This window comes from Paenibacillus sp. GCM10027630, from assembly GCF_042676305.1.
Lineage (GTDB): Bacteria > Bacillota > Bacilli > Paenibacillales > NBRC-103111 > Paenibacillus_S.
In genome coordinates this window covers 59311-72266 of record NZ_JBHTGY010000098.1, presented here as the reverse complement: position 1 = coordinate 72266, position 12956 = coordinate 59311, and the positions used below count along the sequence as shown (strand labels likewise).

Sequence of the window (12956 nt, the reverse complement as noted above, 5' to 3'; positions counted from 1 at the left end):
TTTGTTAAACTAAGTAGATCAGGCCGTTCTTTATTTAATGGAACGGCCCTCCTTTTCTAATTCAATTCAATTATTGGGAGGTGTGCGATGCTTCGCTATATTTTGCGCCGTCTTATCTATATGGTTATAACCTTGTGGCTGATTGTCAGCTTTACGTTTGTTTTGATGAAAAATTTGCCGGGTGATCCGTTCGGTGAGGAATCGCTTAAGCTTACCGTTGAGCAAAAAAAGCTGCTATATGCACAATATGGTTTGGACAAGCCGGTTTGGGAGCAATATTTGAAATATATGAACAATGTGATTCACGGGGATCTGGGTGTTTCTTATGCATTTCCTACCCGCAAAGTCACCGATATTATTGCACAGGGATTTCCAGCATCACTTGAATTGGGGCTCTGGGCTCTTGTTATCGCCATTATTGTCGGTCTTATTTTAGGGATCATAGCTTCCTTAAACCACAATAAAGGGTGGGACATCGCGGCTATGTTTACTGCAATTGCAGGAATTTCTATCCCCTCATTTGTTCTGGGACCTCTGCTCTCTTATTACATTGGCGTAAAACTGGGTTGGCTGCCCGCCGGAATGTGGACGGGTGCTTCGAGCAGGGTGTTGCCTTCTATTGCGTTATCGTTAGGAACGATAGCCATCTTAGCCCGTTTAATGCGTACTTCAATGCTGGATGTTTTGAATCTGGATTACATTAAAACCGCCAAATCGAAGGGATTGTCGCAAAGGGCCATTGTTGTGAGACATACTCTTCGCAATGCCATTCTGCCGGTTGTTACAGTGCTTGGTCCTGTATTTGTTAATTTAATTACGGGTACGCTTGTAGTAGAGCAAATCTTTGTTGTGCCTGGGCTTGGGAAGCATTTTGTGCAATCGATTTACTCCAATGACTATACGATGATTACGGGATTAACTATCTTTTACTCGTTTCTCCTTGTTGTCGTCTTGTTTTTAACGGATATTTTGTACGGTTTAGTGGATCCTCGTATCCGGTTGGCTAAAGGGGGCAGTAAATAATGCACGTCTCAAAAGAGCAATTCCAGCCTATCTCCAAAGAGGGAGTTGGTCATGAGGTTATTGTCCGCCCTTCGATGACCTATTGGCAGGATGCATGGAGAAGACTAAAGAAAAATAAGCTGGCGATGTTCGGTTTGATTGTAATGATTGTTCTGGCTGTGCTAGCGATCTTCGGGCCAATAGTTACCCAGCATGATTATGCGACTCAAAATTATGATATCAAAAATCAGCCTCCTTCTTCGCTGCATTGGTTTGGAACCGATGATTTTGGACGAGATTTGTGGGTGCGCGTATGGTGGGGGACTCGGATATCATTGGCTATTGGGCTAACGGCCGCATTGCTTGATCTGGTCTTTGGCGTATTGTACGGGGGGATCTCTGCTTACTATGGAGGCCGGATTGATGACATTATGCAGAGATTTATCGAAATCATCTACTCGATTCCTTTTTTATTAATTTCCATTCTGTTGATCATAGTGATTGGGCCTGGTTTTATGACAATTATTATCGCATATGCGATTACAGGATGGGTGCCCATGGCCCGGCTTGTTCGAGGACAAATTTTGACGCTTAAGGAACAGGAGTATGTGCTCGCGGCGAGAACGCTTGGCGCTGGGGGGTCGCGAATTATTCTAAAACATCTTGTGCCTAATGCGCTTGGTTTGATTATCGTGCAAATAACGTTTATTGTACCATCGGCTATTTTCACAGAAGCTTTTCTAAGCTTTATTGGATTAGGGATCAGGGTGCCGCTGGCCTCACTTGGCGCACTGCTGTCAGATGGAGCAAGCGCCATACGCTATTACCCTTACCGCGTTATTTTTCCGACTGTTGTATTTAGTTTTATATTGATGAGCTTTAACCTGCTTGGGGATGGATTGCGCGATGCTCTTGATCCGAAAATGCGGAAGTAACACTATGAATAACTCAGCTAATGCTTGCGAGGTTAGATTTTGCTAAAACAAAAGCTCGGCTAATGCATACGATGTAAGCTTTTATTAGCGTAAAAGCTCTTAGGAGGTGCCAAATCATGAGTAAACATATATTGCAGGTCAAAGATCTGCGTGTGTCTTTCAACACCTATGCCGGAGAGGTTCAAGCGGTGCGTGGCGTTTCCTTTGATCTTAAGAAAGGGGAAGTGCTCGCGATCGTAGGTGAATCAGGCTGCGGGAAGTCCGTTACTGCACAGACTATCATGAGGCTTATCCCAACTCCGCCCAGCGTAATCAAAGGCGGTTCCATTAAATTTGATGAAAAGACGGAAATTACCCGTTGCTCTAATAAAGAAATGGAGTCCATACGCGGCTCGGAGATGGGAATGATCTTTCAAGATCCAATGACATCGCTCAATCCTACGATGACCGTAGGCAAGCAAATCACGGAAGGCTTAATGAAACATGAGAAGATCAGCACTTCCGAGGCTAGAAAACGTGCTGTCGAAATTTTGAAGCAGGTGGGCATGTCCAATCCTGAGGGCCGAATGAATCAATATCCGCATGAATTTTCGGGCGGGATGCGTCAGCGTGTGATGATCGCCATTGCACTAGCTTGCAGTCCTAAGCTGCTAATCGCGGATGAACCAACGACGGCACTTGATGTGACCATTCAAGCGCAGATTATTGATTTAATGAAGAAGCTGTCCGAAGAAACGGATGCTTCTATCATTGTCATCACTCACGATCTGGGCGTCGTGGCGGAAATGGCGCAGCAAGTTATCGTTATGTATGCGGGAAAAGTGGCGGAGCGGGGGACGGTCAACGAGCTGTTCTACAGACCTCAGCATCCTTATACTTGGGGGCTGCTCCGTTCTGTACCAAGGCTGGATCAGGATACGGACAGCGAGTTGGTTCCGATTCCGGGAAGTCCGCCTGATTTATTCGCTCCTCCCAAGGGCTGCGCATTTGCTGCCCGTTGTCCATATGCGATGCAGGTTTGCCTGGACATTGATCCGGAGCACTTCGTCGTTTCGGAGACTCATTCAGCTGCCTGTTGGCTGCTGCATCACGATGCTCCGGAAGTCGAAAGGCCTATAGAAGCGGGAGGTGTTTCCCGATGAGTAAACAACCGATATTGGAAGTGCGGAATTTGCAAAAGCATTTCAATTTGGGTGGAGGAAAAATATTAAAAGCCGTTGACGATTTGAATTTTACAATCGACCGCGGCGAAACCTTTGGCTTGGTAGGGGAATCAGGCTGTGGGAAATCGACAGCAGGCCGAACCATTATACGGTTATATGAAGCAACCTCCGGCGAGGTGCTGTTCAACGGCGAGAATGTCCATGAGCTTCGCGGACGAAAGCTTCAAGAGTTTCGTCGTCATATGCAAATGGTATTCCAGGATCCTTATGCATCGTTAAACCCGCGAATGACTGTTGGCAATATCATTGCTGAAGGTATCGATATTCATAATCTACTCAGCAGCAGTAAACGTAAGGAAAGAGTGTATGAGCTGCTTAGGGATGTAGGATTAAATGAGGAGCATGCAAGCCGCTTCCCCCATGAATTTTCCGGCGGTCAACGTCAACGGATTGGAATTGCCCGCGCATTAGCTATCGAGCCGCAATTCATTATTGCTGATGAGCCGATATCCGCTTTGGATGTCTCAGTACAGGCACAGGTTGTTAATTTATTCAAGAAGCTGCAAAAAGATCGCGGACTCACTTATCTGTTTATTGCACATGATTTGGCGATGGTGAAACATATATCCGACCGGATTGGCGTTATGTATTTGGGCAAGCTTGTTGAGGTAACAACCTCGCAAGAGCTTTATGCGGAGCCGCTCCATCCATACACGCAATCGTTGTTATCGGCTATTCCGATCCCAGATCCTGAGCTTGAACGGACTCGTGAACGTATTATTCTCGAAGGCGAAATCCCGAGCCCATTGAACCCGCCAAGCGGCTGTCCGTTTCGAACGCGCTGTCCGAAGGTTATGCCGCAATGTGCAGAATCAATGCCGCCATTTATTGAAGCACAACCCAATCATTATGTAGCCTGCCATTTATATAACTGATTAAGAGCTATAATAGAGAGTACAGGCATTTTACACAGCTGTACTCTTTTTTTATATGAAAATCAGGGAATGCCTTTTGACGATTTCCTCTAACATGTGTACAATCATAAGGGTAGTTATTTTACTAAAAAAGCGAGGCGGCTTCCATGTTGAAAGTAGAATCGATTCATTGGAAATCCAGCCAGCCTTTGACAGAGGATTATATTCGTCATTATGAATTGGTTGAAGCCTTGTTTGATTATAATCCATGGGATGCATCCTCTTGGGAAGAGCGTGCGGGATGGTTGGACAACGAGCGTCAATTGAGTGCCGACCGAGGAGAACTGGCAGCGGCTTTATCTCTGTACAATAAGGAGATAGGCAATGCTCCGGAGGCTTTACAATCTATCAGCCTGCTTAATAATGAGCGGACGCTTTGTATCGTAGGCGGCCAGCAGGCCGGATTGTTTACGGGACAGGCACTGGTTATTTATAAAGCCGTTACACTCATCCACACTGCAAAAGATGCTTCCGCCAGGTTGGGGCGTCCTGTCGTGCCTGTTTTCTGGATTGCTGGCGAGGACCATGATTTTGATGAAGTTAATCATATGTATTACTTGTCACAGGATGCGCAGGTCAATAAAATTAAGTTAGAGCATCCTAGCGGTGTTCGAAGCTCTGTAAGCCAGCTATTGATATCCGGGAAGCAGTGGGAAGAAGCTTTGGAGCAGCTGGACGCTTCATTGATTCCAACTGAATTCAAGGCAGAGTGGATGAGCTCTCTTCGGACCATTGCTTCTGAATCCCGAAGCCTGGTTGACTTTTTTGCCAGGATGATGGCGAAGCTGTTCGGTTCACATGGACTTGTCGTAATGAACTCCGATGATCCGAACCTGCGGCACTTGGAATCCTCCATGTTCCGCAAGCTGTTGGAGGAGCATGAGGCTATACAGGCTGCTGTACATAAGGGGAAAGAAAAAGTTGAATCACAGGGGTATTCATCCCAAGTTGAATTACAGGAGCGCAATGCCAATTTGTTCGTCATTGACGGCGGTGAGCGAATTCTGCTGTATGCCGATGAAGCCTCAGATGGCTTTACCGACCGCAAGCGGGAACGAAGCTATTCGCGTAAGCAATTGCTAGATTGGGCAGAGTCAGCGCCTGAACGTTTAAGCAATAATGTAATGACGCGTCCGCTGATGCAGGATTTTTTATTTCCTGTGCTTGGGACTGTGCTTGGGCCGGGTGAGGTGGCTTATTGGGCTTTGACACGTGAAGCCTTCCGCCATATAGGGATGAAGATGCCTGTCGTTGTACCCCGAATGGAGTTTACTCTACTCGAAGGCATAGTTCAGAAGAACATGGTCAAATACGGCCTGTCATTGGAGGATGTCCTGTATCGCTTGGAGGAAAAGCAGCAGGAATGGCTTCGGGAGCAGGACGCTCTGAAGCTCGATGAAAAGTTTGGTCTTGTCAAGGAGCAATTTAAAGACAGCTACCAGCCCTTGGTGGAGCTGATCTCAGGTATCAATGCCGGGCTTGGCAAGCTGGGCGAGACGAATATGGGGAAAATTCTTGAGCAGATTGATTTTCTTGAGAATAAGGCTGCGGATGCCGTGCGCACTCAGTTTGACTCATCGCTTCGCCAGTTCCAGCGAATTGGGTTGTCCGTATTGCCTTTGGACAAGCCTCAGGAGAGAGTGTATAATATACTAGCCTATTTAAACAAATATGGAACAGGTTGGTTATACGAGCTTTTGGAGAGCGAGCTAGAACCGGATGGGATGCATAAGGTCATTTATTTGTGATTCAACGGGCGGGAACGTCCATTCATTTAAATACATATCTATAGGAGGATTTTTACATGAATACAAAAGAACGCAGCATTGTCGCTGACTTGTCATTGGCGCCAGAAGGTCACTTGAAAATTGAATGGGTTAATGCCCATATGCCGGTTTTGAACCGTATTCGTGAGCAATTCGAAAAAGAACAGCCTTTCAAAGGGCTAAAAGTAGCTATCTCGCTCCATTTGGAAGCGAAGACAGCTTACTTGGCCAAAGTAATTAAGGCTGGAGGAGCAGAGGTTGCTATCTGCGGAAGTAATCCTTTGTCCACACAAGACGATGTTTGTGCCGCATTGGTAGAGGATGGAATCACGGTGTTTGCTAAATATAACCCTGATCCGCAAGAGTATAAGGAATTGCTTATTAAAACATTGGAAACCGAGCCGGATTTGATTATTGACGATGGCGGCGATCTGGTTTCTGCCTTGCATTCGGAACGTAAAGATTTGCTTAAAAATGTACGTGGCGGAGCTGAAGAAACGACAACAGGCATTTTGCGCTTGAAGGCTATGGAAAAAGACGGCTCCCTGCAGTTCCCGATGGTTGCTGTAAATGATGCATTTTGCAAATATTTGTTCGATAACCGTTATGGTACTGGGCAATCGGTTTGGGATGGCATTAACCGTACAACGAATCTTGTTGTTGCTGGTAAAACGGTCGTTGTTGTCGGCTACGGCTGGTGCGGTAAAGGTGTGGCCATGCGTGCGAAGGGCCTTGGTGCCAATGTTATCGTAACTGAAATCGACGCTATTAAAGGCGTTGAGGCTTACATGGACGGTTTCGCAGTAATGTCGATGAAGGAAGCTGCAAAGGTTGGCGATTTCTTCGTAACCGTAACGGGTAACCGTGATGTCATTCGTGGTGAGCATTATGAAGTAATGAAAGATGGAGCTATTCTATCTAATGCAGGTCACTTTGACGTGGAAGTTAATAAACCGGAGCTTGATGCGCTATCCGTCTCGAAACGTACAGTTCGTCGTAATATTGAAGAATACCAGCTCAAAGACGGACGTAAATTTTATTTGATCGCAGAAGGTCGTCTTGTTAATTTGGCGGCAGGAGATGGACATCCGGCTGAAATTATGGATATGACCTTTGCCTTGCAGGCGATGTCTTTGAAATATGTCAATGACAATTACAATGAAATTGGCAAAAAAGTTGTAAACGTGCCTTACTCATTAGATGAGCAGGTAGCTCGCTTTAAGCTGGAATCCCTCGGTACTTCAATCGATTCCTTAAGCGATGAGCAAAAATCTTATTTGGACAGCTGGACTGAACATTAATAATCGGTAAATGGAGAACCTTTCCCTGATATGACAGGGGAGGGTTCTTTTTTTGTTAATTGTTAATATCATGCAACATCCCCATATTTTCACTCGTTTAGATAGTAGTGCAATGACAAAATTGTCTATGTGCTTGCTGCACGAGTATGATTCCAAAATTTAAATTGGGGGAATCCGAATGAAACATGTGGGGGTCGTAGCAGGAAAAACGACAAAAAGAGAGAGACAGAGGCTGCAAAGAAATCTGAATGGCCTGGCTATGCTTGCATTGTTGGCAGTGGTTTTATCCGGTTGTGGAGCTATATCGTCATCCAACAAGGATGCGGCTGCAACGAGTTCAGCTCCTATGGCAGAAACGGATATGATGGATCAGAAGAATAGCATAAGTAATGAGGCTGTGCAGGGAAACTCGGCTTCACAAGCAGCGGGTTCCCTGGCCAAATCGGAAAGCCTGTCGACCGGATCCAAGCCTGCTGACAGCTTTAATGGCGGGATATCGGCAGAGCCAAGCGCGGTTGACCGTAAAATTATTTACAAAGCCAATCTAACCATGCAGGTGGAGAAGTATGCGGAGGCACAAGCGAAGATCGAAGAGGCGGTAAGCCGGTCGGGCGGTTATATTTTGCAGTTTAGCGAGAACGAGACCTCCTACGAAAAAAGTGGGAGCTTTAGTATTAAGGTTCCCGCAAGCGGTTTCGGTTCTTTGTTAAGTCAAATCGAGAAAATAAGCCCGTCCGTTAAGAAAAATATGCAGGGGCAGGACGTTTCTGAGGAGTTTGTAGACTTGACCTCGAGACTTAAGGCGAAGCAGGTTGTGGAAAGCCGGTTGATCGTATTTATGGAAAAGGCTGTGAAAACTGATGAGCTGCTGGCCTTTTCCAATGAGCTGGGCAAGGTTCAAGAGGAGATTGAACGGATCAAAGGACGTATGAGGTATTTGGAGCAAAATGTAGCCTATTCAACGATTGAAGTCAGAATGGCACAAAAGCTGGGCACAGCCGCAGTTATACAGGCGAATGACCGCGGGCCATTGTTCCAACGCGCGGCAGAAGCGCTTAATGGCAGTGCAACCGTGCTTTCTGTCATTTTTCAATGGCTAGTTGTAATAGTTGCCGCTGTACTGCCTATTGCTCTCGTTCTGAGCATAATTGGAATCCCCATTTGGCTGCTTCGGCGGTCGAAAAAGAAAAAGCTGGTCGAACTTCGTAAAAAGCTGACAGCGGAAAATAGCGAATCGTTAACTATAATGTCAGATAACACTTCTTCAAACGATAGAGCTGAATAATTATTTTTCGGAAATCCTGCTAAAAAGCAGGATTTTTCTGTTTTGTGGAGAATTTATTCTATACAAGTGGTGGGAAGTGGGGTAAAGTGGTGAAAAGGGGTGAAGATTCTTATGTTCATGGGCGAATACCAGCACAGCATCGACGATAAAGGACGTATGATTGTGCCGGCTAAGTTTCGTGAATCTCTAGGAACATCCTTCATCGTGACCCGCGGTTTAGATCAATGTTTGTTTGTTTACCCCATGGAAGAATGGGCAGTATTGGAGCAGAAGCTGAAGGCTCTGCCCCTGATGAAATCGGACGCTCGGGCGTTTACACGCTTCTTTTTCTCCGGTGCAACAGAGTGTGAACTAGATAAGCAGGGCAGGATGAATTTGCCGAACAACCTCATTGAGCACGCTAAGTTGGAAAAGGACTGCATTGTTATTGGTGTTTCTAATCGGGTTGAGATTTGGAGCAAGCAAATGTGGGAATCCTATTCCCTACAATCGGAAGAATCGTTTAACGAAATTGCCGAAAAGCTTGTTGATTTTAACTTTGATCTATAGAGAAACAGCCTAACAAACACAGGAGGACAAGCAGCATGTTTCATCACGTTACGGTATTAATGGAAGAAGCAATAGAAGGATTGAATATTAATCCAGATGGTGTTTATGTGGATTGTACACTAGGAGGAGCGGGACATAGCTCCGTAATCGCTTCAAGGTTAAGCGAGAAAGGCTTGTTAATCGCCTTCGATCAGGATGATGCGGCACTTGCCAATGCAGAGATCAGGCTTGCTCCCTACATGGATAGGGTGAAGCTGGTGCGGAGCAACTTCCGCTATCTTGAGCAGCAGCTGCGCTTGGAACCAAGAGCAATGAAGAATGGTCTGCCTCAGGTGGACGGTATTTTGTTTGATTTAGGGGTTTCATCTCCTCAGTTAGATGAGGCAGAACGAGGCTTCAGTTATAACCATGATGCAGAATTGGATATGCGGATGGACCGGAATTCGGAGCTTACGGCCAAAGAAATTGTCAACCATTGGACTGAACAGGAAATTGCCAAAATCCTTTTTGAATATGGAGAGGAGAAGTTTTCAAGACGAATTGCCGGGAAAATTGTGGCAGCCCGTGAGAACGGTCCTATCGAGTCAACAGTTCAACTGGTTGAACTGATCAAGGAAGGTATTCCTGCCGCGGCAAGGCGTACTGGACCCCATCCCGCTAAACGAAGCTTTCAGGCATTGCGGATAGCTGTTAATGATGAATTGGGCGTATTTGAGGAAGCGTTAGAGCAAACCATTCGTTGCTTGGCGCCTGGAGGCAGAGCGGCTGTTATTACATTTCATTCCCTGGAGGACAGAATTTGTAAGCAAACGTTCGCTAAATATGTAGAGCGGTGCACATGCCCGCCAGGATTCCCTATGTGTGTTTGTGGAACAAAAGGCATTGTGAAGCTAATTAATCGCAAACCGATAGAATCAGGACCTGAAGAGCTGGAAGCTAACCCTAGGGCGAGATCAGCTAAATTAAGAGTTGCACAGAAACTATAGAATCCAATTAATTAATAAATCAAACATCCCGAAGAGGAGGACATAAGGAATGCCTGCATACATACATGGAAGTCTGGCCGTCGAGCAAAGGACCAATCAGAAGGTCACCGTTAAGGAAACGAAGAAAATTGTTTACCGCAACAAATCGCTCCCCGTGCAAGAAAAGCTGCTGTATTTGTTCACCATGCTTATTTGTGTCATTGTAGCAAGCTTGATCATTTGGCGTTATGCGCAAATTTATGAAATGAACACTAAGATTATGAAGCTCGAAACCGATATTCAGATGCTGCAGGCGGATAACAGCGTGCTGAAGCACAAGGTTGAATCCTTATCGAATCCCGATCGTTTAAGACAGGAAGCGTTAAAGCTTGGAATGGTTCCGCCAGAAGACAAACAAATCAGCAAGGTGCCAATGAAGTCAACAGAAACACAATCAAAAACGACAGCATCGGCAGTCAACGAGAAAAAAGTGGAGACGACTACTCCGTAATCATAAGAACGGGAGAGAGGAATCGACATGTACAAGAAAGTAAAGTTGAGATCATTGCTAATAGGGGGGGTATTTACCCTCTTTTTTGTTGCTCTTGTAGGTAGACTGTATTGGGTTCAGGTAGTGCAGGGAGCCGGATTATTGACGGAAGCACAGGCCAGATGGGAGACTGAAGAGGTGCTACGTCCTGTTCGCGGCATGATAGTTGATCGCAATGATAAGGTAATGGCAGAGGATGCACCCGCTTTTACAATTGCATTAAACCCCAAGATCATTCAAAGCAAGCATATAGAGAACCAAGTGGTTAAAGGGCTGGCAGCTATAATAAAAACTTCGGAAGAACCTTCCGCAATAGCGGCTTTAGAAGATAAGATCCGTTCCCGATTAAACAAAACGCGTCAGGACGGTACCCTCTATCCTCAAGTGGAGATCCGTAATGAAGGCTGGAAAATAGACGCTGAGGTGGCCGATCAGGTACGCAAGCTGGTTGAGGAGCTTAAGGTTCAAACCTCTACCAAAAATGTAGGCATTTATTTGCAAAAGGAACAAAAACGTTTTTATCCTGGCGGGAAAATGGCTTCCCACTTACTCGGCTATAATGACAAGGAAGGCAAGCCGATAATGGGGCTGGAAACATTGTTTGATAAATATTTAAAGGGTATTCCAGGCAATCTTAGCTATGAAAAAGACCGTAATGGTGTTGAGCTTCCCGACGCCAAAGTTGATTACAAGCCCGCAGTAGACGGCAGTAATGTAAGGCTGACAATTGATAAAAACATCCAGTTTTACATAGAGAGCGCTCTGGAAAAGTATTACACCAAATATAAGCCGAAAAGCTTGACGGCAATCGCAGTTGATCCTAAAACAATGGAAATTCTAGGAATGTCCAGCTATCCGAACTTTAACCCTAACCACTACTGGGAAACTAGCAATCAATCCGATTTTATTAATCATACAGTTGCTTCACAATATGAACCTGGTTCCACCTTCAAACTGGTCACTTTGGCCGCTACAGTGGAGGAGAATCTCTTTGTTCCTACGGACTTTTACCAATCGGGCTCGATTCAAGTACCTGGACGAAGGCTGCATGACTGGAATATTTCTGGTTGGGGTCAGATTTCCTATCTCGACGGATTGAAACGTTCCAGTAATGTTGCTTTTGTAAAGCTGGGCGAGAAATTAGGTCAATCAAAATTGTCGGATTATATTGAAAGATTCGGTTTTGGAGCTAGGACGGGAGTTGATCTCCCTGGCGAGGTTCCGGGAATTGTGAGAATGAAATATCCGGCTGAGTTTGCTACGGCAACCTATGGCCAAGGTTTGACGGCTACAGCTATTCAACAAACAGCTGCTTATGCGGCGATTGCTAACGGTGGCAAGCTGATGTGGCCTCATGTGGTAAAGGAAATTTATGATCCCAAAACCAAGCAGCCTATACAAACCTTTGAGCCAAAAGTCGTCCGTGAGGTCGTTTCAGAAAAGACCGCCAAACAGGTGAGTGAATATTTAGAGATGGTTGTAAACGACAAAACAATAGGTACAGGTAAAAATGCTTATATTGAAGGATACCGTGTTGCTGGTAAAACAGGGACGGCTAATAAGGTTGATCCTGGGGGCAAAGGGTATGCGGAAGGCAAATGGGTTATTTCCTTTATTGGTTTTGCACCGGTAGAGGACCCGAAAATTCTTGTTACCGTTATTGCAGATGAGCCGGATCTAAACGGGGATTTCCATGGAGGCAGTGAGGTGGCTCCCCCTATATTCAAGGAAATCGTATCCCAAACGCTGCGCTATATGGGGGTTCCATCTTCCTCGCAGCAGATGAAAACAACCGATAAAGAAACGAAAATGACTGTGCCTGATTTAGAAGGCTTGACGGTTGAACAAGCGAAAAATACGATGAATAAGTACGGCGTCACCGTTGAGTCAGTTGGAAAAGGAGCCAAAATTATTGACCAAACTCCTTTGGCGGGTACTGAAATTGGATCGACGCAACGAATTTATGTAGTGATGCAGGAAAGTGAAGATATATCGATACCTGATATGACCGGCAAATCATTAAGAGATGCACTGGAAGTCTGTTCATTTATTAAATTGAAATGCCAATCTGTTGGGGAAGGTTATGTGGCCTCACAGTCCTTGTCTAATGAAGGGGACAATAAGCTGCTCATCCTCCAGTTAAAGCCATATCAAGAGCTGATTCAAGTGCCGACTCCAATGGGGCCTCCTGCGAAGTCCGATAAAACATCGGATAAGTCTGCGGATAAAGCACCAGAGAAGACATCAACCGGCAAAGCTGATAAAACGGATAAAAAAGACGCTGTCCCCCCGCCCAAAACAGCTGCCCAGCCGGCTAGATAAAATAATAGAGGCAGTCGATATTGAGAAATAGCTGTGGATTCTGCGAATTTACAGGACAGCTTGTTCTAACCCCTGTTTGTCCCGAATAATCTGGATATGAAACTATCTATGGGCTAGTCCGGCAGAAAGCTGCCGAAAGACTCT

Annotated in this window: 11 protein-coding genes; all 11 read left to right on the top strand. The window is 45.5% G+C overall.

Features of this window, described 5'->3' with window-relative positions; translation table 11 throughout:
• The first annotated feature begins 87 nt into the window (after nucleotides 1-87).
• The 11 genes from ACFQ0C_RS37910 (at nucleotide 88) to ACFQ0C_RS37860 (ending at nucleotide 12812) form a co-directional block, all read left to right on the top strand.
• Complete coding sequence (locus ACFQ0C_RS37910) at nucleotides 88-1023, top strand: ABC transporter permease (RefSeq protein WP_258216527.1); 936 nt, start codon at nucleotides 88-90, stop codon at nucleotides 1021-1023.
• Nucleotides 1023-1937 (top strand): ABC transporter permease, encoded by a 915-nt coding sequence (locus ACFQ0C_RS37905; RefSeq protein WP_258216526.1) that lies wholly within the window; start codon nucleotides 1023-1025, stop codon nucleotides 1935-1937. The genes ACFQ0C_RS37910 and ACFQ0C_RS37905 overlap by 1 nt, the downstream gene beginning before the upstream one ends.
• Nucleotides 1938-2053: 116 nt before the next feature.
• Entirely contained in the window at nucleotides 2054-3079 is a 1026-nt protein-coding gene (locus ACFQ0C_RS37900) for an ABC transporter ATP-binding protein (RefSeq protein ID WP_379374986.1), read from the top strand.
• Nucleotides 3076-4035, top strand: a complete 960-nt coding sequence (locus ACFQ0C_RS37895; RefSeq protein ID WP_258216524.1) for an ABC transporter ATP-binding protein — start codon at nucleotides 3076-3078, stop codon at nucleotides 4033-4035. Before ACFQ0C_RS37900 ends, ACFQ0C_RS37895 begins: the two co-directional genes overlap by 4 nt.
• A 146-nt stretch (nucleotides 4036-4181) precedes the next feature.
• Nucleotides 4182-5822, top strand: a complete 1641-nt coding sequence (bshC, locus tag ACFQ0C_RS37890; protein ID WP_379374984.1) for a bacillithiol biosynthesis cysteine-adding enzyme BshC — start codon at nucleotides 4182-4184, stop codon at nucleotides 5820-5822.
• Between the two features lie 56 nt (nucleotides 5823-5878).
• Nucleotides 5879-7141, top strand: a complete 1263-nt coding sequence (locus tag ACFQ0C_RS37885; protein ID WP_258216522.1) for an adenosylhomocysteinase — start codon at nucleotides 5879-5881, stop codon at nucleotides 7139-7141.
• A 178-nt stretch (nucleotides 7142-7319) separates the two neighbouring features.
• Nucleotides 7320-8426, top strand: coding sequence for a DUF4349 domain-containing protein (locus ACFQ0C_RS37880; RefSeq protein WP_379374982.1), 1107 nt, complete (start codon nucleotides 7320-7322; stop codon nucleotides 8424-8426).
• A 111-nt stretch (nucleotides 8427-8537) separates the two neighbouring features.
• Nucleotides 8538-8975, top strand: coding sequence for a division/cell wall cluster transcriptional repressor MraZ (gene mraZ / locus ACFQ0C_RS37875; protein WP_258216558.1), 438 nt, complete (start codon nucleotides 8538-8540; stop codon nucleotides 8973-8975).
• Between the two features lie 35 nt (nucleotides 8976-9010).
• Nucleotides 9011-9961 (top strand): 16S rRNA (cytosine(1402)-N(4))-methyltransferase RsmH, encoded by a 951-nt coding sequence (rsmH, locus tag ACFQ0C_RS37870; RefSeq protein ID WP_379374980.1) that lies wholly within the window; start codon nucleotides 9011-9013, stop codon nucleotides 9959-9961.
• A 49-nt stretch (nucleotides 9962-10010) separates the two neighbouring features.
• On the top strand, nucleotides 10011-10451 hold the full coding sequence (gene ftsL, locus ACFQ0C_RS37865; RefSeq protein WP_258216519.1) for a cell division protein FtsL: 441 nt from the start codon (nucleotides 10011-10013) through the stop codon (nucleotides 10449-10451).
• Nucleotides 10452-10478: 27 nt separating this feature from the next.
• Nucleotides 10479-12812, top strand: a complete 2334-nt coding sequence (locus tag ACFQ0C_RS37860; protein WP_379374978.1) for a penicillin-binding transpeptidase domain-containing protein — start codon at nucleotides 10479-10481, stop codon at nucleotides 12810-12812.
• The last annotated feature ends 144 nt before the right edge of the window (nucleotides 12813-12956 follow it).